24 protein-coding genes and 2 tRNA genes are annotated in these 25509 nt (G+C 58.0%); 13 read left to right on the top strand and 13 right to left on the bottom strand.

The window, feature by feature from the left end; translation table 11 throughout:
• Positions 1 to 21: 21 nt before the first annotated feature.
• From D1224_RS16140 to D1224_RS16130, 3 genes are all read right to left on the bottom strand, one after another.
• Positions 22 to 1068: a Glu/Leu/Phe/Val family dehydrogenase gene (locus D1224_RS16140; protein ID WP_119380949.1), complete on the bottom strand. Its 1047-nt coding sequence runs from the start codon at positions 1066 to 1068 to the stop codon at positions 22 to 24.
• Between the two features lie 64 nt (positions 1069 to 1132).
• Positions 1133 to 2050, bottom strand: a complete 918-nt coding sequence (locus D1224_RS16135) for an alpha/beta fold hydrolase (RefSeq protein ID WP_233350592.1) — start codon at positions 2048 to 2050, stop codon at positions 1133 to 1135.
• A gap of 68 nt (positions 2051 to 2118) precedes the next feature.
• Entirely contained in the window at positions 2119 to 2643 is a 525-nt protein-coding gene (locus D1224_RS16130; RefSeq protein ID WP_233350591.1) for a uracil-DNA glycosylase family protein, read from the bottom strand.
• A 110-nt stretch (positions 2644 to 2753) separates the two neighbouring features.
• Here D1224_RS16130 and D1224_RS16125 point away from each other — a divergent pair, with 110 nt between their 5' ends.
• On the top strand, positions 2754 to 5549 hold the full coding sequence (locus D1224_RS16125) for a M28 family peptidase (protein ID WP_119380946.1): 2796 nt from the start codon (positions 2754 to 2756) through the stop codon (positions 5547 to 5549).
• Between the two features lie 3 nt (positions 5550 to 5552).
• Positions 5553 to 6332, top strand: a complete 780-nt coding sequence (rlmJ, locus tag D1224_RS16120; protein ID WP_119380945.1) for a 23S rRNA (adenine(2030)-N(6))-methyltransferase RlmJ — start codon at positions 5553 to 5555, stop codon at positions 6330 to 6332.
• Between the two features lie 11 nt (positions 6333 to 6343).
• Here rlmJ and D1224_RS16115 read toward each other — a convergent pair whose 3' ends face one another.
• On the bottom strand, positions 6344 to 8038 hold the full coding sequence (locus tag D1224_RS16115; RefSeq protein WP_182482343.1) for a sensor histidine kinase: 1695 nt from the start codon (positions 8036 to 8038) through the stop codon (positions 6344 to 6346).
• Between the two features lie 195 nt (positions 8039 to 8233).
• Here D1224_RS16115 and D1224_RS16110 point away from each other — a divergent pair, with 195 nt between their 5' ends.
• The gene (locus D1224_RS16110) at positions 8234 to 9493 is read left to right on the top strand and encodes an FAD-dependent oxidoreductase (protein WP_267897106.1); all 1260 of its coding nucleotides are present in this window, start codon (positions 8234 to 8236) and stop codon (positions 9491 to 9493) included.
• 20 nt (positions 9494 to 9513) lie between these two features.
• Entirely contained in the window at positions 9514 to 10065 is a 552-nt protein-coding gene (locus tag D1224_RS16105) for a thioesterase family protein (RefSeq protein ID WP_119380942.1), read from the top strand.
• A gap of 181 nt (positions 10066 to 10246) precedes the next feature.
• Here D1224_RS16105 and D1224_RS16100 read toward each other — a convergent pair.
• The 6 genes from D1224_RS16100 to D1224_RS16075 all read right to left on the bottom strand — a co-directional run bounded on the left by D1224_RS16100 (position 10247) and on the right by D1224_RS16075 (position 16979).
• A tRNA-Val gene (locus tag D1224_RS16100) sits at positions 10247 to 10322 on the bottom strand.
• A 100-nt stretch (positions 10323 to 10422) separates the two neighbouring features.
• Positions 10423 to 12825, bottom strand: coding sequence for an endopeptidase La (lon, locus tag D1224_RS16095; RefSeq protein WP_119380941.1), 2403 nt, complete (start codon positions 12823 to 12825; stop codon positions 10423 to 10425).
• A 163-nt stretch (positions 12826 to 12988) separates the two neighbouring features.
• Entirely contained in the window at positions 12989 to 14254 is a 1266-nt protein-coding gene (clpX, locus tag D1224_RS16090; RefSeq protein ID WP_119380940.1) for an ATP-dependent Clp protease ATP-binding subunit ClpX, read from the bottom strand.
• 120 nt (positions 14255 to 14374) lie between these two features.
• Positions 14375 to 15001, bottom strand: a complete 627-nt coding sequence (locus tag D1224_RS16085; protein WP_119380939.1) for an ATP-dependent Clp protease proteolytic subunit — start codon at positions 14999 to 15001, stop codon at positions 14375 to 14377.
• A gap of 185 nt (positions 15002 to 15186) precedes the next feature.
• Positions 15187 to 16590 carry a type I glutamate--ammonia ligase gene (glnA, locus tag D1224_RS16080; protein WP_119380938.1) on the bottom strand — a complete coding sequence of 468 codons (1404 nt, stop codon included), beginning with the start codon at positions 16588 to 16590 and terminating at the stop codon, positions 15187 to 15189.
• Between the two features lie 50 nt (positions 16591 to 16640).
• Positions 16641 to 16979, bottom strand: a complete 339-nt coding sequence (locus D1224_RS16075; RefSeq protein WP_119380937.1) for a P-II family nitrogen regulator — start codon at positions 16977 to 16979, stop codon at positions 16641 to 16643.
• A gap of 236 nt (positions 16980 to 17215) precedes the next feature.
• Here D1224_RS16075 and D1224_RS16700 point away from each other — a divergent pair, with 236 nt between their 5' ends.
• From D1224_RS16700 to tig, 6 genes are all read left to right on the top strand, one after another.
• Positions 17216 to 17668, top strand: a complete 453-nt coding sequence (locus tag D1224_RS16700) for a ubiquinone biosynthesis protein COQ4 (protein WP_233350590.1) — start codon at positions 17216 to 17218, stop codon at positions 17666 to 17668.
• Positions 17658 to 17987: a hypothetical protein gene (locus D1224_RS16695; protein ID WP_233350589.1), complete on the top strand. Its 330-nt coding sequence runs from the start codon at positions 17658 to 17660 to the stop codon at positions 17985 to 17987. Before D1224_RS16700 ends, D1224_RS16695 begins: the two co-directional genes overlap by 11 nt.
• Positions 17988 to 18032: 45 nt before the next feature.
• Positions 18033 to 18629: a histidine phosphatase family protein gene (locus tag D1224_RS16065; protein WP_233350588.1), complete on the top strand. Its 597-nt coding sequence runs from the start codon at positions 18033 to 18035 to the stop codon at positions 18627 to 18629.
• Positions 18630 to 18730: 101 nt separating this feature from the next.
• The gene (locus D1224_RS16060; RefSeq protein ID WP_119380936.1) at positions 18731 to 19576 is read left to right on the top strand and encodes an NAD(P)H-hydrate dehydratase; all 846 of its coding nucleotides are present in this window, start codon (positions 18731 to 18733) and stop codon (positions 19574 to 19576) included.
• A gap of 49 nt (positions 19577 to 19625) precedes the next feature.
• A tRNA-Leu gene (locus D1224_RS16055) sits at positions 19626 to 19710 on the top strand.
• A gap of 168 nt (positions 19711 to 19878) precedes the next feature.
• Positions 19879 to 21213: a trigger factor gene (gene tig / locus D1224_RS16050; RefSeq protein ID WP_119380935.1), complete on the top strand. Its 1335-nt coding sequence runs from the start codon at positions 19879 to 19881 to the stop codon at positions 21211 to 21213.
• Positions 21214 to 21279: 66 nt separating this feature from the next.
• Here tig and D1224_RS16045 read toward each other — a convergent pair whose 3' ends face one another.
• Positions 21280 to 22242, bottom strand: coding sequence for a hypothetical protein (locus tag D1224_RS16045; RefSeq protein ID WP_147372421.1), 963 nt, complete (start codon positions 22240 to 22242; stop codon positions 21280 to 21282).
• 452 nt (positions 22243 to 22694) lie between these two features.
• On the opposite strand from D1224_RS16045, the gene D1224_RS16040 reads away from it, so the two are divergent.
• Entirely contained in the window at positions 22695 to 23135 is a 441-nt protein-coding gene (locus D1224_RS16040; protein ID WP_233350587.1) for a c-type cytochrome, read from the top strand.
• On the opposite strand, the gene D1224_RS16035 is transcribed toward D1224_RS16040, so the two are convergent.
• The gene (locus D1224_RS16035; RefSeq protein WP_119380932.1) at positions 23106 to 23804 is read right to left on the bottom strand and encodes a hypothetical protein; all 699 of its coding nucleotides are present in this window, start codon (positions 23802 to 23804) and stop codon (positions 23106 to 23108) included. The two genes, D1224_RS16040 and D1224_RS16035, sit on opposite strands and share 30 nt — an antisense overlap.
• Positions 23805 to 23848: 44 nt before the next feature.
• Positions 23849 to 24343: a MarR family winged helix-turn-helix transcriptional regulator gene (locus tag D1224_RS16030; protein WP_233350586.1), complete on the bottom strand. Its 495-nt coding sequence runs from the start codon at positions 24341 to 24343 to the stop codon at positions 23849 to 23851.
• 293 nt (positions 24344 to 24636) lie between these two features.
• On the opposite strand from D1224_RS16030, the gene D1224_RS16025 reads away from it, so the two are divergent.
• Both D1224_RS16025 and D1224_RS16020 read left to right on the top strand, forming a co-directional pair.
• Positions 24637 to 24921 carry a PilZ domain-containing protein gene (locus tag D1224_RS16025; protein WP_182482341.1) on the top strand — a complete coding sequence of 95 codons (285 nt, stop codon included), beginning with the start codon at positions 24637 to 24639 and terminating at the stop codon, positions 24919 to 24921.
• Between the two features lie 36 nt (positions 24922 to 24957).
• The gene (locus D1224_RS16020) at positions 24958 to 25506 is read left to right on the top strand and encodes a GNAT family N-acetyltransferase (protein WP_119380930.1); all 549 of its coding nucleotides are present in this window, start codon (positions 24958 to 24960) and stop codon (positions 25504 to 25506) included.
• Positions 25507 to 25509 lie beyond the last annotated feature (3 nt).

Genomic DNA, 25509 nt, shown 5'->3' with positions numbered 1-25509 from the left:
GCATTTAACTGAATGGATTAATCAGGCTGACTTTGCGTTCGCGATCCGTGTACGTGCAATCTGCTCAGCCACTTCATTGATCGGCGCATTCTGCTTTAGCGCTTCGTCCAGCACTTCTTCCAGCGTCTCGATCAGCACGTTCAGCTTGCCCATCACCCAGTTACGCGAATACGCGCCTGAAATTTCGGCCGCCACATTGATGATGCCGCCGCCATTGATGACATAGTCAGGCGCATAGAGAATGCCGCGGTCACGCAGCGCCACATCCATCTCCGCAATGGACAGCTGATTGTTTGCACCGCCTGCAACGACACGCGCCTTCAGGCGCGGCAGCGTTTCCGGATTGATGACGGCGCCAAGCGCGTTCGGAGAGAAAATGTCGACGTGCTGGTCATAGATTTCGTCGGTCGCAACGATCTTAGCGCCAGTACGCTCAGACACCTCTTTCAGAAGCGCCTCATCAATATCTGCGATGATCAACTCTGCGCCTTCCTCGGCGAGGTGGTCGCAGAGATAGCCGCCGACATGGCCCACACCCTGTACCGCGATCCGGCGGCCCGACAGGTCATCACTGCCAAAGGCGCGCTTGGCACTGGCTTTGATACCGCGATAGACGCCGAGTGCCGTGATCGGCGATGGATCGCCGCTGGCGGCTTCGCCCTGATCGAGACCCGCGACATACTTCGTCTGCGTCGCGACGATCTCCATGTCCCTGGTACTGATCCCGACATCTTCGGCGGTATAGTATTTTCCGTTCAGAGACTGGATCGCGCGGCCAAAAGCTTCAAACAGAGCCGGCGACTTGTCGGTCTTTGAATTACCCCAGATGACGGACTTGCCGCCACCAAGCGGAAGCCCCGCCATGGCATTCTTGAAGCTCATGCCCTTTGAGAGACGCAAGGCGTCGCGCAGCGCTTCCTCGCCGGTCGCGTAATTCCACATCCGGCAACCACCCGCAGCCGGGCCAAGCGCCGTCGAATGAACAGCGATAATGGCCTTCAGACCGCTCGCCTTGTCCTCGAACATATGGACACTCTCATGGCCGTCGAAGGAAGGATGGTCGAACATGGATATTCTCCTGACTGTCACGCCCCGGCCTTAGCGCTCTTGATTGCGCGGTCAACTGCTTCGTTCACTTCGTGGGTATGCTTGCAACGCCGGACGGCAAAGGCGCAGAAGGATCTTGCATGAACGCCCACATATCCGCGTAAACTGTTTCCGCCTGAAGGTCTCTCAGCAGCATATGATACCCATTGGGGTAGTACGCCGTACGCACGTGGGGTGGTAAGGTCTTAATCGTGCGTCTCACGCCTGCAGGCGGGATCACAATGTCCCTGGCTCCATAGGTTAGCAAGGTCGGCATGTCGGCCGGGAGCCCCGGCGCGGCAAGGTGCGCCTCCTCCATAAGCGCCACCACGCCATAGACCTGGTCGATCCGATTATCTGTCATGCGCAGAGGGTCTTCCAACATTCGGCGTAGCATCTCGATATTGTCCGACGGCTCAATCTTCACGCCGCGCGGCGGGCGTACGACCCAGCCAGGTCGGCTATGGGCAGATACCCAGAGCGCACCGCGATAGAGCCAGTTCATGGCCCCCCAGCCGCGAAGGCCCGGCCCCGACAGGATAAGCCGGTCAACGCCAACCGGCGGATTGTGCCCTGCAAACGCAGTCATCGACATCGCGCCGCCCATGGAGACGCCCACAAGGGTCAAAGTTGCGTCTGGATGACGCTCTCGCACCAGTCGGATGGCCTGACGCAGATCCTCACGCATCAGCTCTGGCTCTGGCCAGACTCCCCGCTGTGGCGACCGGCCAAAACCACGCTGGTCATAGGCATAGGTCGTCACGCCCCGCTCTGCGAACCAGGGCGCGGCCATATGGAACGCTTCGGCATAATCATTCATACCGTGTACGCCGATGATGACATGCGCGGGCTTCTCGGACGCAGCTTCGGCCGGCCAGACTGTAAGCCCGAGCTCAGCGCCATCTGAGCTGATGAAGGTGGATTTGTCCAGAATGAGTTTCGCCTCAATTGGCTGATCAGACATTAGCGCACCCTGCATCTTCGGCGTGGCGCAGGCGCAAAGTCCAAGCAGGAAAAGATAAGTCAGCCATCTCAAAGCAGATCTCTCACTCTCTGACGGAGGACAGGCAGAATGTCCGTCTCGAACCACGGGTTTTTCTTCAGCCACGCATTGTTGCGCCAGCTTGGATGAGGTGTTGGGAGAATACCGGTCTCTAGATGAGTGCGCCAGTTCCGAACCGTTTCAGTGAGCGTCTTCGAGGCGTTTGCCCCAAGATGCCACCTTTGAGCATAGCCGCCGATCGCTAACACCAGTTCAAGGTCAGGCAGACGTTCCAGCAAACCGGGTCGCCAGGTCGGTGCGCAGACCTTCATCGGCGGCAGATCACCACCATTCCTGTCGTAACCGGGGAAGCAGAAGCCCATCGGCGCAATAACGATTCGAGACTCGTCGTAAAATTCGGCCTCGCTCACCCCCATCCAGTTGCGCAGGCGTACGCCCGAGGGGTCTGCGAATGGCTTTGACGAACGGTCAGCCAGATTGCCGGGCGCCTGGCTTGCAATCAGAATGCGCGCACCCGGCGCGGCCCGGACGATCGGGTTGGGAAAGCGCTGCATCTGACCCGCGCAAATGCGACAGGCCCTCAATTCTTCGAGATAGGTATTCAGGTCAGCGGTCACTTGCGCCAAGATGGAGACCTGACGCCGCAAGACAAGGATGTACGCGCATGATTGATCCCGTGGACCTTGTAATTGAAGCGCGAGCGCGTGACCTGGGCGGCGGATTCAAGGTCAGGCGCGTTCTGCCCTTTCACAAACGCCGTATGGTCGGCCCGTTCATCTTCTTCGATCACTTTGGTCCGATAGAATATCCGCCGGGCAAGGGCTTTGACGTCCGCTCGCATCCACATATTGGTCTTGCCACCGTCACCTACCTCTTCGAAGGCGCCATCGCGCACAAGGATACCGTCGGTTCTGACATCACTATTCGGCCCGGCGCGGTAAACTGGATGGTTGCTGGCCGCGGTATCGTCCACTCAGAGCGCACGCCTGATAAAGAGCGCGCCTCGGGCATGCGCATGCACGGCATACAGACCTGGGTCGCCTTGCCGAAAACGCATGAGGACTGCCCGCCTTCCTTCGCGCATCACCCCAAGGAGACGCTACCTGAATTCGACCTGGGCGGCGCGCGTGCACAGCTCCTTGCTGGCGAAGCCTGGGGGCATCGTTCTCCTGTCGAGTTTCCGTGGGGCATTTGGTATCTAGGCCTGACCGCGACCGACGGCGCTGACTTCGAAATACCGGCCGATGCTGCCGACGAACGCGCGGTGTATGTCGCTGGCGGATCGGTAGACATCGCGGGCAAGAACTATAGCGACGGCTCCATGATTATCCTGAGACCCGGCCAGACTGTTCAGGTCGCCGTTGCTCCCAATAGCCAACTCATGTTGGCCGGTGGCCAGACCATGGACGGCCCGCGAATAATTGACTGGAACCTTGTCGCTAGCCGGCAGGACATGATCGATGAAGCGCGTGCAGGATGGACCGACTCCATTGCGCGTAACTGGCGAGACACGCGCTTCTCGCTCCCCGACGGAGAAGATGAGTATATCCCCCTGCCGGGCGCAGACCGACACAAGCGCAGCAGCCTCCACGCCGTTTCTTGTGGGGCTCGCGCGCCTGTGTCACAACACCGCCATATACTGAATCAGGAGATTTTCATGATGCGTACATTCTGGCCTGCCGTTTCGCTTCTCGCCCTTGCGGCGTGCGCCGACCCGGCCACTCCTGCGGACGAGACAGACACCAACCAGGCTGACGCAAACGTCGAAGCGGAAGCTGAAGGTATGGGTCAGTCAGCGTCTTTCGAGGACTCCGAGCTCATCCTTCCACTTCCGGAAAACACCTCTACAGAGATCACCGCTGAAGATATCGGCACGCGTGTCGCAACGCTTGCAGACGACGCCTATGAAGGCCGCGGCCCTGGCAGCGAAGCCGGTGAAAACTCCGCCCTCTGGATCGCCCGCGAAATGGAACGCGTCGGTCTTGAGCCAGGCGGTGAGGATGGCGGCTGGTTCCAGACTGTCGGCATGGTCGAGCAAACGCTCGACGAATCTGTTTCCGGCATGACAATTAACGGCCTCTCTTCGGGTGAGCCGATGGAACTCACCCTGAAAGAAGACGCCGTCCTCTGGACCAAGCGCCAGAACGGGACCGAATTCGCTTTTGATGACTCCGAACTGGTCTTTGTCGGCTATGGCGTTGTCGCCCCCGAATATGACTGGAACGACTATGAAGACCTCGATGTCGAGGGCAAGACGGTCGTAATGCTGGTCAACGATCCGGGCTTCGCGCGTGACACCGATGATCTCTTCAACGGCAAGGCGATGACCTATTATGGCCGCTGGACCTACAAATTCGAGGAAGCGGCACGCCAGGGTGCGACCGGCGCCATCGTGATCCATGAAACCGAGCCAGCTTCCTATCCTTGGGAAGTCGTCCGCAACTCCTGGTCCGGCGCACAGGCAGATCTTGTTCGCGGCGATGGCGGCGCCAGCCGCACGACCTTCGAATCCTGGATCACACGCGACGTTGCCGAGACCCTTTTCACCGACGCCGGTCTCGACTTTGAAGAAATGAAATCCGCCGCGAAAGAGCCAGGTTTTGAGGCCGTCGACATGGGCGACCTCACTGTCACCGGCAATATCGTGCAGACCGTCGATACGATGGATTCGCGCAATGTGGTCGGCGTTCTGCCGGGTACCGAGCGCCCCGATGAGTATGTCCTCTTCACCGCGCACTGGGATCACCTCGGCAAGAAGACCGAGGAGCGCACGGGCGCACCAACCGAGGACTTCTACCAAGACGACATCTTCAACGGCGCTGTCGACAATGCGACTGGTTCTGCCGCGCTTCTCGAAATCGCGGAAGCCATGGCGGCTGAAGAACATCCGCGCTCTGGACTGTTCGTTGCCGTAACCCTCGAGGAATCGGGCCTGCTCGGCTCTGCCTACTATGCTGACAACCCGACCGTTCCGCTGAACAAGGTCGTCGCCGGCATCAACATGGATGGCATGCTGCCAGTCGGTCGCACCAGGGAAATGGTCGTGGTCGGGTACGGCGCATCAGAGCTTGAGGATATCCTCGAAGCCAAGCTGGAAGCCCAGGACCGCGTCGTCGAGCCGGATCCGCGTCCCGAAGCTGGCTCTTTCTACCGCTCTGACCACATTTCCTTCGCCAAGAAGGGCGTGCCAATGCTCTACGCTGATGGCGGGATCGACAAGCGCGATGGCGGCATCGCTGCTGGACGGGCCGCTGCCGATACCTACACCGCGCAGCGCTACCACAAGCCGATGGATGAGTATTCCGAAGACTGGAACCTCGAAGGCATGGTTGAAGACGTGACCGCGCTCTACGAAGTCGGGCTCGAAATCATCAACTCCGATGACTGGCCGACCTGGTATGAAGGCAATGAGTTCGAGGCCGCCCGCGAGGCGTCCCTCTCAGAAGCAGACGGCGAGTAAGCCTTGCTCTCCTATCAGCATGGCTATCATGCCGGAAACAGGGCTGACGTGTTCAAGCACGCAGTCCTGTTTTCAATTCTGAACATCGCTCGGCAAGCGACCCATCCATGGCTTTACATGGAAACCCATTCGGCTGCCGGCACTTATGATCTCTCTGACAAGCTCTCTCGCAAGACGGCTGAGGCAGATGAAGGCGTGTTGCGTCTTCTGGCCGACAAGAACCCGCCTGCCCTGTTGAGGCCATGGCTCGATCATGTGCGCAAAGCGACCCCGGCAGCCTATCCCGGCTCCCCAGAGATTGCGCGCCACTGCCTTCGCGACAATGACCGCATGATCTTTTTTGAACGCCACCCGGCAGAATACGATAAGCTTGTGAAAAGCCTTGGTGACGAGAAGCGTGCGCGTGCAATCAAGGATGACGGCTATAATGGTGCTCTGAAGCTGCAGCCGCGTAGCCACGAGCGCGCATTCGTCTTTCTCGACCCAAGTTACGAGACCGAGCGCGACATGGAAGAACTGGCAGCCTGGATACCACGCGCCATGAAGCGCTGGCCCAAGGCTGTCTTCCTCGTCTGGCTACCACTCTTCAAGGATGAGCGCGAACTTGAGTTCGGTCAGTTCCTGTCCAGCCTGGATTTCGGATTCGTGGCGGGCACACGCTGGCATGAGGATAGCGGCAAGGATTCAGCGCTGGATGGGTCCGCCATGATTGGACTTAGGACGTCTCCAGCAATGGGCCGGCCTGCCTTCGAGATTGCTGAACAGCTGGACGCCTACTGGTAGGTAGTTGAAAATCAGGCGACGTCGCGCTCGATCGGTCCAATCCACTCGTCATCCTCGCTTGGCGCAGCACGTGACGAGTTCTTGCCAATTGCCGATGGCGGCAGGGTCAGGATGGCCGTCGTACCAACACCAATACGGGACTTGAGCACAACATCACCGGACATCAGACGCGCCAGGTGACGGCAAAGCGTAAGACCAAGACCGGTCCCGCCATGGTCGCGGTCGAGATGGCTGTCGGCCTGATAGAACGCGTCAAACACTTTCTCCAGCTTGCCTTCCGGAATGCCCTGACCGAAATCGCGTACGGCAATAAACGGCGCCCCATCTGGGTCTACACCGGCCCGGATCACAATCTTCTTGCCCGGCTCGTTAAACCGGATGGCATTCGTCACCAGATTGATGAGGACCCGCTTCGTTGCCGTCTCATCTGCGTACAGCATACTCAGCTTGGCTGAGACACTGACATCGAATTCATCCGTAGAAGCCTTGCCCTCAAAGCCCGCTGCGAGAGTGATGGCTTCAGAGAGCAGCGCCCGCGTATCAAGCTCCACCGAGTGAACCGGCATCCGCTCCAGACCAACCTTTGAGTAATCGATGATGTCGTTGATGAGCTTCAGAAGGTGCGTGCCGCTTGCATGAATATTGTCCGAATATTCGCGCACATCTTCCGGTGACAGCGATATCTTCGACTCCCCCTTCATCAGCTTGGAGAAGCCGAGAATGATGTTCATCGGCGTGCGCAGCTCATGGCTCATCGTGGAGAGGAACCGGCTCTTGGCTTCATCCGCCTCAACAGCCTCACGTTGCGCTTCGATCAGTTCTCGTTCGCGGGTCTTCAATGCCGTGATATCAGTATGGACGACAACCGCCCCGCCCTTGCTGGTCTTGCGCGTCGAACGCATCAACCAGCGCCCGCTGTCGAGAAGAACAGGAACGCTGTCCTCGCCCTCCTTTGAATAGTCGGGCGTTTCACCGGCAAACCAGTCGCGGTGTCGCGCATTCGCGATCAGGAGATCGTTTTCGGCATCGTAGAACGCAAAGGCGTCATTCGACGACTCGATCGCATCAGCAAGCCGCTCGCGCGCACCGTTGCTTTCGTGAACTGTCGAAACGAGAGACTTTAGCTGTCGATAGCTATTGATGCTTCCATGCACCAGAACCGCCATGAAGATAGTCCCCAGGACAGCGATCGTGAGAGCATAATCTCCCCCGCGCACGAAATTCATTACGGTCACAGGGAACAGACAGGCGAAAACGAAGCGGGACGTTATTCGTGGTGCGGGGCCGAGAATGCTCGTTAGACCCGCGGCCATGCCTGCCTGCATCATCCATACAAAGAGGAGGTGCGCATCGCTCTCATTGCTTGCGAGCATCAGAGATGCCGCGCCCCAGATCGTGCCAATCGCCAAGGCAGCCAGTTCGGCCTTGCGCAGATAGCTACCACTCACCGTTTCTGGTTTTGGCCTTTTTCTGAAGCTCAGCCAGGAAAAGACCTGAACGATCCCCATAAGCATGATCGGCAAATACCAGATCAGAATGCTGCGCAATGGAGCATGCGACGCGGCACCGACCGCGACCAGAAGGCCGTTCACAATGTTGATCAGACCCATAGCAAGCTGGTTCTTGATGACCATGGCCTGCTGTTGCGCATAGATCTGCTGTTGCAGCCCCTCAGTCCCCTTTGGTAGGCGACCAAATAGTGCCATTACGGTCTCAGACGGATCTTGGGATCTGTGCATCACACAGCGGTCGTAACGGTATTTAGTTAATCGCTCCCAAAACTGTGGCAAAAATTCCGCTAAGACCCGTATCTTGAAATGAATTTGTAGTTCTACCCTTGCGCGCGTCCAAGACTTGCTTTCCGCTATGGGTATAGCTTCTGTAAGAGTGGGCCAGTAAGCGTGAGTAGTTTGAAGAGCGTCGGCATTATTGGAGGCGGTCCGGCCGGCCTTAGCATTGCGCGAATGCTGAAAGAGACAGGCGCATTTGAGCCCGTTGTCTTCGAAGCGCTCAGTGAGCCGGGCGGCAAATCCTTTACCTATTATCACGGCCAGAACGTCGTCGAGATGGGAACTTGCTACGCCACGTTCTCGCATCGAATCACAAATCGCTGGATGAAAGAACTTCGGATGCCGATGTCTCCACTTGGAGACCAGCGGTTCGAAGGCGATGATTTCATGAAATTCGTGAAGTCCGGCGCTGGCCCCGCTCTCACCCTTCAGGTCATGCGGTACTGGCGGGACAAGCAGAAACTCGAAGCAGCCCTTGATGTAGAAGAGCCAACGCAAGCTGCCCTCGACGAGGCTGCGATGCCTATACAGGAATGGCTGCGCGCACGAAAGCTCGGGAAAATCGAGAACTTCATGCTGCGTTCCACGACGAACATTGCCTACGGCTTCATTGACGAGGTTCCAACCGTGCAGGCCCTGCGCTGGAACGACATGAACCTGATTTTCACGGGGCTGTTGAAACAGCTCAAGATGCCCATAGAAGGGTGGACAGAATTTTGGCGGCGGATTGCGCGCGACCTTGACGTTCGACTGAACTCCAGGATCAGCGCTATAGACCGGTCAGGTTCCCGGCCAGCTCTCACCGTTGAGGATGGGACAACACATGATTTCGATTTGATTGTCTGTGCAATTCCACTCGATGAGTTCAGCCGCATGACAACCGCGACTGAGCTCGAAATCAAAATCGCACAGTCGGTCGACTGGAACGGGTACACGACAACGCTGCTTGCGGCAGACGACTGGTTCACCGACGTTCATGTCGAGGCGTTCAAGGATTCTGTCGTGCCGGGCGCAGCGCGCGGCCAACTCCTTTCAGCGAGACACGACGGGTTTGAGCCAGAACTCGGTGGAGACCTCTACCTCGCAGGACAATTGACAGGCGACTATACTTCTTCTGAACTTCAGGAATTGCTTCGCGCCGGCGTGCAGAAACGCGGTGCCAACGTAACGAACGTTATCCTGCAGAAAATGTGGAAGTATTTCGCCCAGTACCGTCCCGAGGCGATCTCTGGCGGCCTGCTAACCGACATGCGCGCCATCCAGGGGCAAAATTCAACGTGGTATACCGGCGCAATTTTCTCACACGAAGCGGTCTCTCACATCGTCAATTTCAACGCAGATCTGGTTCAAAAAATGCATAGACGCCTGTAATAACTTTTGCAGGTTGTGCCATGAACCTTTTCTTTCGATTGCTTTCCGTTTTTCTACGCGCCAATTTCGCCCGGCCGCGCGTCAGCCTGTTCGATACGACACGCCTGCGGTCACGCGTGATGCTGACCGATCAGGACATGTTCGCGCACATGACCAATAGCCGGTACTTCTCCTTCAGCGATCTTGCCGTCATCAACTATATCGTCCGGACAGGCACGTGGCCAAAGCTCAGGAAGCGCGGATGGTTTCCCGTCGTCTGCGCTGAATCTGTTACATTTTCCAGGATGCTGAGCTGGCGCGACCGCTTTGAGATTGAGACACGTCTCATCGGCTGGACGGATACCTATATGTGTCTGCAGCACGACTTCATCCGTGACGGAAAACCCACCGCGATGGTGCGGATCATCGCACGATTTGCCAGCCGCAAACGCGACCGCGTGACCATGGACGACGTTGTCGCCTATCTCGGTGTAGAGAGGACCTCGCCTGCCCTGCCGGCAGAGTTTGAAAATATGGTAGCAGACGTCGAGTCGGCGCGTCAGCGCCACAATGGCGACAGCGCTGCTGCCTGATAGTGCGGTTGCGGCACAATTCGCCAAGGCAAAGCGCCGCTCCTCGTTCTATATTGGTGCTTTGAAGCCTTCGTCCGGAGATCAGACATGCACTTTCTCGCCCTCGCCGCACTCGGACTTGGCATTGCCTGCCTGATCGCAGCTTACCGCGCCTGGCGACGCCAGAAGTGACAGGAGAAAATGGTGGGCGGTAACGGGCTCGAACCGCTGACCCTCTCGGTGTAAACGAGATGCTCTACCAACTGAGCTAACCGCCCCTCTTGCGCCTTTTGCTTCACCCTTGCCCGAAATGCAAGACGGCCCCTGTAGCATCTCTGCAGGGGCCGTCTCATTAGGTGCTATCCGGGGCGTTTCTGCCTAGTGGCGGACCGTCGCCTCGCCGTCGCCCGGCTTGCCGGAAAGCGAAGCCTGCAGCGCCGCTTCATCGGCATCCGACCACTCGATTTCTGCCAGAGGCTGAACGAGGGCGTGTGAGAACACCTCATTGATGTCCGTCACCGGAACGATCTCGAGGCCTTCCTTCACCACATCAGGGATCTCATCGAGGTCCTTCTCGTTTTCCTGTGGGATCAGCACCTTCTTGATGCCACCGCGCAGGGCTGCGAGAAGTTTTTCCTTGAGGCCACCAATCGGCAGAACTCGTCCACGCAAGGACACCTCACCCGTCATCGCCACATCGCGCCGTACCGGGTTGCCGGTCAGCAACGATACGATCGCCGTCGTCATTGCGATACCGGCAGAGGGGCCATCCTTTGGCGTGGCGCCATCCGGAACGTGCACGTGGATGTCGGTCGTGTTGAACTGGCTCGGCTTGATACCGACCATGACCGCCCGCGAACGCACCAGCGAGCTCGCCGCCTGAATGGACTCCTTCATCACATCGCGGAGGTTACCGGTGACCTTCATGGTTCCACGTCCCGGCATCTTGACCGCTTCGATGGTAAGCAGGTCGCCGCCAGCTTCGGTCCAGGCAAGGCCCGTCACCGCTCCAATCTGGTCCTCATCGTCTGCGAGGCCATAGCGGTGTTTGCGCACACCGGAGAAGTCGTGGAGGTTTTCCGACGTGATGCTGATCACCGTCTTGTCGCTCTGCGCGATTTGCCTCACCGCCTTACGGGCAAGCTTGGCCAGCTCGCGTTCAAGGCTTCGGACACCGGCTTCACGCGTATAGTAGCGAATGAGGTCGCGGATCGCGCCGTCGTCCACCTGCCACTCGCTGTCTGCGAGGCCGTGATCCTTGCGGATCTTCGTGAAGAGGTGACGCTTTGCGATCTCCAGCTTCTCGTCCTCGGTGTAACCCGCGATACGGATCACTTCCATACGGTCGAGAAGTGGCTGCGGCATGTTCAGCGAGTTCGCCGTCGTCACGAACATGACGTCTGAAAGATCATAATCGACCTCCAGATAGTGGTCGTTGAACGTCGAGTTCTGCGCCGGGTCGAGCACTTCGAGAAGCGCAGAGGCCGGATCGCCGCGATGGTCCATCCCCATCTTGTCTATCTCATCCAGCAGGAAGAGCGGATTGCCGGTCTTGGCCTTTTTCATCGACTGGATGATCCGGCCCGGCATGGAGCCGATATAGGTTCGGCGGTGACCGCGGATCTCGCTCTCGTCACGCACGCCGCCAAGCGACACACGAACAAATTCGCGGCCCGTCGCCTCAGCGATCGACTTGCCGAGCGAGGTCTTACCAACACCTGGAGGGCCGACGAGGCAAAGGATCGGACCCTTGAGCTTCTTGGTCCGCTTCTGGACGGCAAGATACTCAATGATGCGTTCCTTGACCTTCTCGAGACCATAATGGTCCTCGTCAAGTTGGGTCTCGGCCTTGTCGAGATCGGTTGAGATATCCGTGCGCTTGCCCCATGGCAGCGAAACCATCCAGTCGAGATAGTTACGCACAACTGTGGACTCAGCCGACATCGGACTCATCTGACGAAGCTTCTTCAGCTCCTGATCAACCTTGGTGCGGGCTTCCTCGCTGAGCGGGGCTTCCCGCAGCTTGTCCTCGAGCTCTGAAACCTCGTCGCGCTCGCCCTCTGGCGCATCGCCAAGCTCGCGCTGAATGGCCTTCATCTGCTCATTCAGGTAATACTCGCGCTGGGTCTTCTCCATCTGACGCTTGACGCGGTTCTTGATCTTCCGCTCCATCTGCATCATGCCCATTTCGCCCTCCATGAGAGCGAAGACCTTTTCGAGGCGCTCGCGCGCATTCGAAAGTTCGAGCAGTTCCTGCTTGTCGGAGAGTTTGACCTGGAGCTGTGAGGCAACCGCATCGGCCAGCTTGCCGGCTTCCGTGATCTGGGAAACCGTCGCAACCGACTCCGGTGGGATCTTGCGGTTCAGCTTCGCATAGTTCTCGAACTGGTCGATCACAGCGCGCGACAGAGCCTGCACTTCACCCGTATCGCCTTCTTCCGGCTCAACGAGCTCAACGTCAGCGTCGAAATAGGTGTCGCGATCATTGAACGAAACGATGCGCGCACGTGAAGAGCCTTCGACGAGCACTTTGACCGTGCCGTCTGGCAGTTTCAGGAGCTGCAGAATTGTCGCGACCGTACCAAGCGCGTGAACGTCGTCGCCGGTCGGCTCATCGGTGGAGGGGTCTTTCTGCGCAACGAGCATGATCTCGTTCTCGCCTTCATCGACCATTTCCAGCGCAGCAACAGACTTGTCCCTGCCGACAAAAAGCGGGGCGACCATGTCTGGGAAGACCACGATATCCCGGAGCGGCAGTACTGGGAGGGTTTTCTTGGGCATTTATGCCTCCTCTAAGGAAAATGGATCCTGCTCAGCAGCGATCCGGCCGGGCGTCACATATAGTTCGACGATTCCGGCCTTCTGAGAATGATGTGGCAACAAAAACGGCCTGTTCAAGCAGTGTTGAACAGGCCGTCGTGTCGCATTTCCTGTAATTCTGACGTCAGGAAGCTTCGTTCGGCTTGGCCTGCTTGGCGTGGACGTAAAGTGGCGCGGCGTGTCCTTCTACGACTTCACCATTAACAACGACCTCGTCGACACCGCGCAGCGTCGGCAGGTCGAACATCGTGTCGAGCAGAATGCCCTCCATGATGGACCGCAGACCGCGTGCGCCGGTCTTGCGGGCAATCGCCTTGCGGGCAACCGCCGTGAGGGCTTCCTCGGTAAAGGTCAGCTCGACGTCTTCCATGTCGAAAAGGCGCTGATACTGCTTCAGCAGCGCGTTCTTCGGCTGGGTCAGAATCTCGATCAGCGCTGGCTCGTCCAGGTCTTCCAGCGTCGCGATGACGGGAAGGCGGCCGATGAACTCAGGTATGAGGCCGTAACGCTGAAGGTCTTCAGGCTCGGTATCGCGGAGCACTTCGCCCACGCCGCGCGCATCCGGATCTTTCACATCGGCGCCAAAGCCGATGCGTGTACCTTCACCGCGCGAGGAGATGATCTTGTCGAGACCGGCAAATGCACCGCCAACGATGAACAGGATGTTCGTCGTGTCGACCTGAAGGAATTCCTGCTGCGGATGCTTGCGTCCGCCCTGCGGCGGCACAGCGGCAACCGTGCCTTCCATGATCTTCAGAAGCGCCTGCTGGACACCCTCACCCGACACGTCGCGCGTTATCGACGGATTGTCGGACTTACGTGAAATCTTGTCGATCTCATCGATATAGACGATGCCGCGCTGGGCCCGCTCGACATTATAGTCGGCAGACTGGAGCAACTTAAGCACGATGTTCTCGACATCCTCGCCAACATAGCCGGCTTCGGTCAGCGTTGTTGCGTCCGCCATGGTGAATGGCACATCCAGGATGCGCGCCAGCGTCTGCGCCAGCAGCGTCTTGCCGCAACCCGTGGGTCCGACAAGCAGGATGTTCGATTTCGCCAGCTCCACCCCGTCAGAGGAGGAGGCGTGCGAGAGACGCTTGTAATGGTTGTGTACGGCGACCGAGAGAATGCGCTTTGCGTACTTCTGACCGATCACATAATCGTCCAGCACGTCGCAGATTTCACGCGGGCTCGGAACGCCCTCTTTCGATTTGAAGCCTGCTGCCTTGCTCTCTTCACGGATGATATCCATGCAGAGCTCCACGCATTCATCGCAGATGAACACGGTGGGGCCAGCGATCAGTTTTTTGACTTCGTGCTGGCTCTTTCCACAGAAAGAGCAATAGAGCGTATTCTTTGAATCGCCGGAGCCGTTTTGCTTTGTCATGGCTACCTCTTAGCTTGGGAGCCTTTAACGCACGATTTATGCCGCGCGAGAAATCCCTCTAGACAATAATCTTATTTGGTGAACCCGGTTGCGCAAGTGCAGATGCACAGGCCGCCTGTCCTATGCCGTGTCTTCATCCTTGCGGCGTTCATAGACCTGATCGATCAGCCCGAATTCCTTGGCTTCCTCAGCCGTCATGAACGTGTCGCGGTCCAGCTTGCGCTCGATCGTGTCATAGTCCTGGCCGGTATGTTTCACATAGATGTTGTTGAGACGGCGCTTGAGCTCGAGGATCTCCTCGGCGTGACGCTCAATGTCGGTTGCAACACCGCGATAGCCGCCGGACGGCTGATGCACCATGACTCGCGCATTCGGCAGCGCGTAACGCATGCCCTTTTCGCCTGCAGCAAGCAGGAGCGAACCCATGCTGGCGGCCTGACCAATGCACATGGTGGAGATCGGGCAGCGGACGTACTGCATGGTGTCATAGATCGCCAGACCAGAGGAGACGTATCCGCCCGGGCTGTTGATATACATCGAGATGTCTTTTTTCGGGCTCTCGGACTCGAGGAACAGAAGCTGCGAGGTGATCAGCGCGGCCATGCCATCGTCGATACCGCCCGTCACGAAGATGATCCGCTCTTTCAGCAGCCTCGAGAAAATGTCGAAAGCACGCTCGCCGCGGCTTGTCTGTTCGACAACCATGGGGACGAGATTGAGAGCGGTGTTGTAAGGGTCGATGTTCATATATCGCGTTCCAGCCTGGCTTTAGTCTGTCGAATTTTCCGGACTCTGTGGTCGCAGAGAGTCCCATATTTGTCCATTGCACTCTACACACAAGTGCTTTGCGAGACTGTAAACAGCTCGCTCGGCAGAAAAGAAAATGCCGGGACATTTCTGCCCCGGCATGATCGCGTCGCTACAAGTTCGTCTTATACCTTGTAGTACATGTCAAATTCGACCGGGTGCGGGTGAAGCTGAAGGCGCTCCACATCTTCCATTTTCAGCGTGATGTAGGCGTCTAGCTGATCGTCGTCGAAGACATTGCCCTTTTTCAGGAAGTCGCGGTCTGCATCGAGGCATTCAAGCGCCTCACGCAGCGAACCACACACCTGCGGGATGGATTTCGCCTCTTCTGGCGGCAGGTCGTAAAGGTCCTTGTCCATCGCATCGCCCGGATGGATCTTGTTCTCGATGCCGTCGAGACCAGCCATAAGCAGGGCTGCGAAAGCGAGGTACGGGTTCGCCGTCGGATCCGGGAAGCGGGTTTCGATGCGCTTTGCTTTCGGGTTGGAGCCGAAGGGAATACGGATCGAAGCAGACCGGTTGCGGGCCGAATAGGCCAGCATCACTGGTGCTTCATAGCCCGGGACCAGTCGCTTGTAGGAGTTTGTCGACGGGTTGGTCAGCGCGTTCAGCGCCTTTGCGTGCTTGATGATACCGCCAATATAGAACAGGCAGTTCTCAGACAGGCCTGCATAGCCGTCGCCTGCAAATGTCGGCTTGTCGCCGTCCCAGATCGACTGGTGCACGTGCATGCCCGAGCCATTGTCCTGGAAGTAAGGCTTCGGCATGAAGGTCGCCGACTTGCCATACTGGTGCGCCACATTGTGGATGACATACTTATAGAGCTGCAGGCGGTCAGCCATCTGGGTCAGCGTGGAGAACTTCATGCCGAGCTCGTGCTGGGCAGGCGCCACTTCGTGGTGGTGCTTCTCCGGCTCAAGGCCGATCTCACCCATGACTGCCAACATTTCTGAACGCATGTCCTGCTCGGAGTCGATCGGCGGGACAGGGAAGTAGCCACCCTTCGTGTGCGGGCGGTGCCCCATATTGCCGGTCGGGTATTCCTTGCCGGTGTTGAAAGGCAGTTCGGTCGAATCGAAGGAATAGCCGGTCTTGTTCGGTGCCGTATCCCAGCGAACGTCGTCAAAAACGAAAAACTCCGCTTCCGGACCGAAATACGCCGTCGTGCCAACGCCAGCCTGCTTCAGATAGGCCTCTGCCTTCTTCGCCGTGGTCCGTGGGTCGCGGCCATAAGCTTGCATCGAGACCGGATCGAGAATGTCACAGAACACTGCCAGCGTTGTCTGCTGGAAGAATGGGTCGATGATCGCGGTGCTGGTGTCCGGCATGAGAAGCATGTCGGACTCGTTGATCGTCTTCCAGCCAGCAACCGAAGAGCCATCGAACATCTGGCCCTCTTCAAAGAAGTCCTCGTCGACCATGCCCTTGTCGAAGGTGACGTGTTGCATTTTGCCGCGCGGATCGGTGAAACGGAGATCGACGAACTCGACGTCCTTTTCCTTCATCATTTTAACGAGATTGTCGGCCATTAAGCCCTCCTGTTGATTTGTTTGTCTTGTGCGTTGAAACGAGCGCCTGGCTAGAGAGCGCCGTCGCCTGTTTCACCCGTACGAATGCGCACTGCTTCTGTCACCTCAGAAACGAAAATCTTTCCGTCGCCGATCTTTCCTGTCTGCGCCGCCTTTGTGATCGCCTCGATGGCATTTGCGACGCTGGAATCCGATACGACGAGTTCGAGCTTAAGTTTGGGAAGGAAATCGACGACGTACTCTGCGCCCCGGTAAAGCTCAGTGTGTCCACGCTGGCGCCCAAAACCCTTGGCTTCGGTAACCGTCATCCCCTGCATGCCGACACCGTGGAGCGCTTCTTTTACGTCATCGAGCTTGAACGGCTTGATGATCGCTTCGATCTTTTTCATCGCCTTGCCTTATCCTTCCTGTCAGGTGGTTGCGTCACACCTATCAGTGTCGTCGCCAAGGTCGATTGCCTGTGCGCGCGCAAGCAGCCTCCCCAGCCTTGGTTGCCCAATTCTGCGGCACGGGTGCACAAAAATCGATCTTGCCCGAGATCAATAAAAGTGACGCCTGCGTCATTGTTTTTGGCGGCCTCCCATAGTATGAAGGGCTTCCATTCATTAGCGACCTATCCTGATCCATGACCACGACCAGCGTTTATATCGATCCGGCCCGAGAGATCCCACGCCTGCAGCCTCTCAAGGCCTGGCGTCACATGAAGAAGCTCATCGCGGACAAGGAAGACACCGAACAGGTTTTCGAGATTATCGAAGCCCTGAACGGCAAGGCCACCCATCGTGACTTCGAACGATTCATGGCCACACCTGCAGGTCAGGCTGAATACGCCAAGCGTCTTCACCTCCCGCCAATCCTTGATAATCACGAGCCACTTCATGAACTTCCCGAAGGAAGCGTCGGGCGCACCTATGTCGAATTTATGGAGCGCGAGGGCCTCTCTGCTGCCGGCCTCGTCGCCGAGAGCGAAAAGCGCCCAGGAAAGCTGCGCGGTTATAAAGACGATCTGCTCTGGTACGGCAATCGCCTTCGCGACACGCATGACATGTACCATATCCTGACGGGCTATGGCCCGTGATGCGCTTGGCGAAGCAGCATTGCTTGGCTTCACCCACAGCCAGCATGGCGGACTTGGCGTGAGCTTCATTTGTTTCATGGGTGGACGCCAGGTCGCAAAACATGCGCCGCGAGACGCCGACATACCAAGCGTGATCAAGGAAGGCAGGCGGAACGGCAAGACCGCCAAGCGCCTGATTGAACAGGACATCATCGCCCTCCTGCCCCGTCCGCTGGCCGAGGTTCGCGAAGAGCTGAACATCAAGCCACCTGTCGCTTACCAACGCGCCCATGAAGTGATGCGCACGCACGGTCTCGACCCCTATTCCGACGGTCTTTAGACCAGAGCCCTGACTGCCCGGTTGTTCTGGAACTGATTTCATTGGATGCTTGTTGCCATAGCTGGCGACCAGCCAGCCCAGACAATCAGTTCGAGGCAATACATGATCTATTTCGTCAGGCACGGTGAAGCAGAAGCAGGCTGGGGCACCGCGCCGGATCCGGGTCTCTCTGCACTCGGACTGAAGCAGGCCAAAGCGGTCGCCGCAGAACTGGGCAAGCAATCGGCCAGCCAGATCATTGCGAGCCCGATGCGCCGATGTCAGGAAACCTCTCGCCCGTTTGCAAGCACGTCCGGACTTCAGGTCGCCACCGACCCCGCTGTCAGTGAAATCCCGACACTTGAAGGCCTCAGCGACCGGGTCGAATGGCTTCGCGGTTTCATGAGCGGCAACTGGGACGCAGCCCCGACCGTGGTAGCCGACTGGCGCAGCGATCTCATTTCACGCCTAGCCACGATCGAAAACGACACAGTCGTCTTTTCTCACTTCATCGCGATCAACACGATTGTCGGTCACCTCGAAGGAAGCGACCTCGTCACCAGCTTCCGTCCAGGTCATTGCTCGGTCACCGTCCTCAAGCGCGAGGGCGACAAGCTCAGCGTTGAACGGCGCGGAAGCGAAGCGGCGACCAGGGTGCTCTGAAAAGCACTCTCAGAAACACCGCCAGTACACCGTCACTGCACCATGATTTTCCGGAACAAGCGCTACACTTTCCCCCGGCAAGGTATCCAAGAAGGGCCGAGATGACGTCCTCCACCGCTGAGACCAACCACCCTGACCTCTGGCTACCGCTCTGGCCCTGGCCGGAACCCGATGGCCACAAGCACAAACGCGGCGCGCTAGGCGTCGTGACCGGGCCCGCCGCCTCAACCGGTGCCGCTCGGCTTGCTGCCCGCGCAGGCCTTCGCATCGGCGCTGGACTCGCCACTCTCTTCTGCCCGCCATCGGCGACACTTGTGAACGCCGCCCATGAGACGGCTGTGATGATCAAGCCGTTCAGCACACCAGACGCGCTGGCAGAACTCGCCGAAGGCACCAGAGGCGTCCTGATCGGACCCGCCGCCGGGGTGAACTCCGAAACCCGTGAAAACACATTAGCGGTGCTCAGACATGCAGGCACCAGCGTCCTCGACGCTGATGCACTGACTGTGTTCAAGGACCGCACGGACGACCTTTTCAACGCCATTACCCGCCCGTCAGTCCTGACGCCGCATGATGGCGAATTCGAACGGGTGTTTCCCGGCCTGCTGGACCAGTACACCCGCCCCGAAGCCACCGTCATCGCGGCCGCCCGTTCCGGTTCAATTGTCCTTCTGAAGGGTAGCGAGACCCTGATTGCAGCACCCGACGGCCGCCTCACCGCAAACAGGCACGCCTCGCCATTCCTCGCAACTGCAGGCAGCGGCGACGTTCTGGCTGGCATGATTGCAGGCCTCATGGCGCAAGGCATGGACGCTTACCGCGCCGCCTGCGCCGGTGCCTGGTGCCATGGAGAACTCGCCCGCCGGATCGGACCGGGGCTCATTTCGGAAGACCTCGCCGACGCGCTGCCTGCCCTGCTGAGCGAATTTTATGCAAGACGCGCTTGATAGGCCGAGGGCACGCCAGTAGGAGACCATCTCTGGGTTAACCCCACATGCGGATGTGGCGAAATTGGTAGACGCACCAGATTTAGGTTCTGGCGCCGCGAGGCGTGGGGGTTCAAGTCCCTCCATCCGCACCACTTCACAGCAAGCGCGAAGCCGCCTCCGAGGCAGCTTCAGCGCATGTGAAATTGCTTCAGCGCCATGCATGGACAGTCCAGACACGCTGTGACATACACCGCCGCTTCTAGGAAAAACCAACGCCAAAGCCTGAAGCCACAGGGCTAGACGGCATAAGGAATGACAAAATGGAATGCACCGAAACGTCTGATGGCCTGAGCCGCATGTACAAGGTCAAGGTGCCTGCCAGCGAGCTCAAGGCACGCCTGGAAGCGCGGATCGAGGAAATCCGGCCGCAGATGCGCCTCAAGGGCTTCCGCCCAGGCAAGGTGCCTGCCTCCCACGTGCGCAAGATGTTCGGCCAGTCCCTGATGGGCGAAGTCGTTGAAGCCGTGATGAAGGAAACGAGCGAGAAGGCGATTACGGACGCCGAGATCCGCCCTGCTTCACAGCCAGACATGCACATGGAAAGCGACATGGAAAAGGTTATCGAGGGCTCAGAAGACCTCGCCTACCACATGCATGTCGACATCATGCCGGACTTCGAACCGGCTGACATGTCCGGTATCACCATCAAGAAGCCAGTTGCCGAAGTTGACGATGCGCAACTTGAAGAGACACTTGGTCAGGTTGCCGAGAACAACATGAAGTATGAGCCGCGCGGCAAGACCGCGAAGGCAAAAGACGGCGACGCTGTCGTCATCGACTTTGTGGGCAAGATCGACGGTGAGCCGTTTGAAGGCGGCGCCGCTGAAGGGCACACGCTCGTGCTCGGTTCCGGTAGCTTCATTCCGGGCTTTGAGGAACAGCTGGTCGGTCTGAAGACCGGCGAAGAAAAAGACGTCGAAGTCACCTTCCCGGAAGAGTACCAGGCAGAGCATCTTGCTGGTAAAGCGGCGGTCTTCGAAGTGAAGGTCAACGAAGTTCGCGCCCCCAAGAAGCCGGACGTCGATGAAGAGTTCGCCAAAGGCCTCGGCATTGAGTCGCTCGAAGAGCTGAAGACCATGCTTAAAACGCAGCTTCAGCAGGAGCTCGACAATGCGGCCCGCGCCAAGGCGAAGCGTCACCTCCTTGATGTCCTTGATGAGAAGCATGATTTTGAGCTTCCACCAAAGATGGTCGACATGGAGTTCGACCAGATCTGGCAGCAGCTTCAGTCCGAAATGGACGCCGGCCGTGTCAGTGATGAGGACAAGGAAAAGTCAGAAGACGAGCTGAAAGACGAGTACCGCAAGATCGCTGAGCGTCGCGTGCGCCTCGGCCTCGTGCTCGCCGAAATCGGCCGTATTCAGGAGATCAAGATCTCCGAGCAAGAGGTCCAGCAGGCCCTCATCCGCGAAGCCCAGCGCTATCCGGGTCAGGAGCGTCAGGTGATTGAATTCTTCCAGAAGAATGAGAACGCCATGGCACAGCTGCGCGCCCCTATCTACGAAGACAAGGTGGTCGATCACCTGCTCGAGACGGTCAAGATTGACGAGGAGAAAGTCTCACGCGACGAGCTGATGAGCGACGACGAGGAATAGACCTCACTCGAGAATAATTTCTGGAAAAGCCCGGCCCTGCAAGGTCGGGCTTTTTGTTTGCGGCCGCTATCCTTCGGCCTCGATACCGCCAGCCAACGCGATGCCAATGGGGTCCGGCCAGGCGATCTCTGGTGGCACGGCAATGTCGATCCGTTGCCCCAAGCTTCCCTGCTCGATCTTTACGGGGACCGAAACGTCCTCCCAACCTATCGAAACAGACAGAAGGTAGGCGCCGGGTTTCACACCCTCGAAGGCGTACTGGCCAAAGGATACTGAGCGATGCACCAAACGTGGCACGTCAGGCTGTAGCGGCGTAAGGTATATTGCCTGCCCCTCAAGACGGGTGTCACCCCTGCCCGGCTGGCCGTCACCGTCTCCATCAATAAAAACGCTGCCGACAATCTGCCCGGCCACGCTCATTGCTTCGCCCGGCCCTTCCCCGTCTGGCGCGGCAGAAACCGGGCTGACAGGTGCTATCATTTCGACGGCGCGCACCTCGACCGCCGAAGCGCTGACGCGCACCAATGCTTTGTCCTTCTGAGCCGCTGCATCGGAGGAGGTCAACTCTGGTGAATGCACCATCCTGGCGACCGGCCGGCTATCCTCTTGCCTTATATTCCTTGGTGCTCCATGCCCGGGCGAAGCCGATCTGTGAGACTGCATGGAGCGCGATGCAAGCTGGAGCTCTATGGTCTCTACATCCTGAGCGTGGCCACTGCCGGAGGCCCGTTGGCGGGCTTCAACCAGGAAACCGCCCCATGCATCGCGACTACGCCAGTCCGAGGGCTCAAGCGCATTCGTCATACTTGCCTGGCTCTTTGGACGCATCGTCGCGGGGTCGCTATGCCGTAGCGCGAGGGCTCCACCAAAGAGCTGAGCCATCGCGGTGTCTATCAATGCGGTTTTCGAAGGCGAGGCCTTGCTGACCATGAGCGACGACAAACCGGATTCTTCGATCACAATCGTAGAGCCGTCGTCTCGATCTGGCTGAAACTGCGAGCGTGTATCCGGCAGCGACGGATAGGCCATAGCTGGCAGCAACCCTGTCGAGAGGCAAAGCGTCAAAAGTATAAGGACACTGGATAGCTGCCGAAAATGCATGTTCGCCCACGCGCAAATCACTGGCGGCAAGAGGTGTTCGCGCATACGCGCACATGCCTCAATCTGTCCCATTTCAAAGAGACACAGCCGCCTGTTATCTGCTTATAATAAGCAAGGAAGATTAAGGCTGCGCTCCGGGAACGATGAAATTTGACAGGCTTAGCCTGAATTTTCTTCGGAAACGCTTTTTCGTGCTTTCGCACGATAGGGCGGCGCTCTTCTAAGAATAAGGCCTCAACTCTATGGTTTTAAGAATATTTCTGGCGTGCGCTGCTTGCGCTGTGTTCGCATCGTGCGATCGCACGACCGCGGACGGGCCCGGCGCGGCACCTTTTACCGAGCAAGAGTCGGCGTCGATCGCAAACACTTCCACCACGAGCTTGCAGTCATCATTCGACGCGCTGCCCGCGCCATATTCGCAAGCGGACTACAATCTCGGCCGACGGACGTTCAAAAACTGCCAGTCCTGCCACACGATTACCGAGAGAGGCCGCAACCTAGTCGGCCCTAACCTGCACGGCGTATTCGGTCGTACCGTCGGCACAGCAGATGGGTTCCAGTATTCAAGAGCACTGGAAGCAGAAAGTTTCGAATGGACGCCAGAGCGGCTGGAGGAATGGCTTGCCAACCCGCGTGACTACCTCCCGGGCAACCGAATGACATTTGCCGGCGTGCGGCGGCCCGCCGACCGCCATGCGGTGATCGCCTACCTCATGGTCGAGAGTGGTTACAGTTCCGGGCAGAACGCAGACCAGAAGGCCGCAACGGACGAGAACCAAGGCACTCCTGGCTCAGAACCGGTGGGCGAGCGAAACGAATAGCCCCACTTCTTCAAACTCGCCGCCGAGTTCGACCAAAGAGCCTGCCGAAACATCATACGCACCGCGGCGCAGGACATATTCAAACTGATGTTTGAGCGAGCGCGCATTCTCCGAGCCCTGATCGAGCCAGAACTGGTGCACGAGCCAGATATTTCGCGCAATCTCTCGCCCATACCCCGCCTCAAGCCGATAACGCTGACAACCATCTGAATGAGCGCGTACGGCGGCTTCTGCGAACCAGAAGCCATAGCGCTGAACCTTCTTGGTCTTTCGAGAGAAAGAATGTGCGAGACCGGCGCGCGCTTCGCCGCCAGTTGACTGGCACCCGGACGCGCCACCGATCGCCTCCCCTTCCAGGACGCCCGCCTCAGCGGAGACAACCCAGGCCTCAGACAGAGCAAAGCTTCGGCGCAATGTCGTGCGCCAGCCGCTCGCTTCGAATTCAGCGAAATCATCAAAGGTGACGCGCTCATACTTGGCGGTCACCGTCCATCGGTCCGTCAGACCATATTCGGTGTAAAGATCGGTGCGCCAGCCCTGCAGCCCCTCAACCTCGGTGCGGTTGAGCGCCGCGCGGACGAAGGCGGCCTCCTCAGCCTGCCCCCAGGGAGCGGCTTCGGCGTCCATCGCGAAGATGAACGCCGCAAGACAAAGCGTAGATCGAACCATTCGCGGAGAGCTATAACGCTCTCCGCCAAAGGTTGAAGCTTTTTCTAGAGACGGAAGCGGATCTGGTCGGACCAGAAGCGCTCGAGACGCGAAACCGTCTTGTTGAGTTGGGTCAGGTCCATTGGACGTACGCTTGCGGTCGGCTCAAGGGCGTCAGCCTGCTTAGCGAAGAGACCCTCGACACGCTTGCGGACCTTGTGGCCACGCTCAGTCAGGCGCAGGTGCACAGTGCGTTTGTCAGCTTCCGAGCGTGACTGGACGAGGTATCCACCTTCCTGAAGTTTCTTGATATTGTAAGAGAGGCTCGTGCCCGCAAAGGCACCGCGAGCACGCAGCACCGACGCCGGGGTCTCGTTCTCGCCAATCTCATAAAGAAGAAGGGCCTGAACACCTGTCAGGTGACGCTCACCTCCCCGCTCAAGGTCGTCCTTGACGACATCGTGCAGACGACGATGCGCCTGCTCGAGAAGCGAAAGGGATTTCAGGAAAGATTCTGCGACCGTATCTTCACCGGCCACTGCTTGTGCAGCGTTGTTCATTGTAACCACCATCATCACTCAACTTTTGTTGTAGTTTGAATAGAGTTACGCCCTTCATCCTGATATTTCGTTAATCATGCCCTCCCAGGAGGGTGTATTCGTTAACAAAATGCGGCAATATGGTTAATGTTTAGAGATGCAAGCAATCCGACATCTGCCTTCAATGATTGGTAAACTCTTATAAAGGAAGCTTTTCTCTTACCTACGCATGGTATGCGAGGGTGAATGCAGGAGAAGTACAGAGTATAGATTGATTTAGAGACACGATGATGCACTCGAACGTCGAAATGCCTATGTCGGAACATTCAGATAAACGCGACTTTCCACGCTTTGAGGTGAATACCTCAGGCACACTTATTCTGCAGACGGGTTTCAAGATGAACTTCGTCGTAAAGGACATGTCGCAACGCGGCGCGAAGATCCTGCTTAACAAGACCTCCATCCTACCGGAAGCTTTCACAGTCGAGTTCGTTAGCCCTGACCGCACCAAGGTCAAACGCTGCGAAGCCAGACGCCAATGGCAACGAGGGCCCCTCGTGGGTATCCGTCTGTTGAGCGCGAAGACGATCAGGCTTTAGTTTTCGCAGCGTTTCGAGGTAGAAGCTGACAACTCAATGACAGCTTCTTGTGCCCTGAATATCAGATCTGCCAATGCTGGCGACGTCGATGCCGTCATTCGCGTCGACATTGCCGCCTCGACGCTGTTTGTGCCGACTGGCTTACTGTCACCAGAAGCTCTCGATGATCATGTTGAAAAGGACGATCTGCTCGCCTCGATCGAGGCGGACCAACTTGATGTTGCCGAACTGTCTGTCGACGGCGTCGTTGGGTTCAGCCAGTTCACCAAGGTGGACAGCGATATCTATCTTCAGCAGATCTCCGTTCACCCTGACTTTGGCAAACGCGGCATTGGTCGCAGGCTTATGGCCCGACTCGACAGCAGGGCCGCCGATGCAGGGGCGTCGCAGATCACGCTTTCGACATTTCGCGACCTCGCATGGAATGCGCCGTTCTATGCATCTCTAGGTTTTATCGAGCTGCCGCGCAGAGAGTACGCCCCCTATATGACGGCCATTGAAACCTCGCAGGCCCCTTTCATGGACATTTCGAAACGTGTTTTCATGAGAAAACCCGTTCGCAAACACACAAAGCGCGTTAAGTAGCGA

The sequence above is a fragment of the Henriciella barbarensis genome (assembly GCF_003576345.1).
Taxonomy (GTDB): Bacteria; Pseudomonadota; Alphaproteobacteria; order Caulobacterales; family Hyphomonadaceae; genus Henriciella; species Henriciella barbarensis.
Note: the sequence above shows the minus strand (reverse complement) of the source record. Positions and strands in the feature narration are given on the sequence as shown.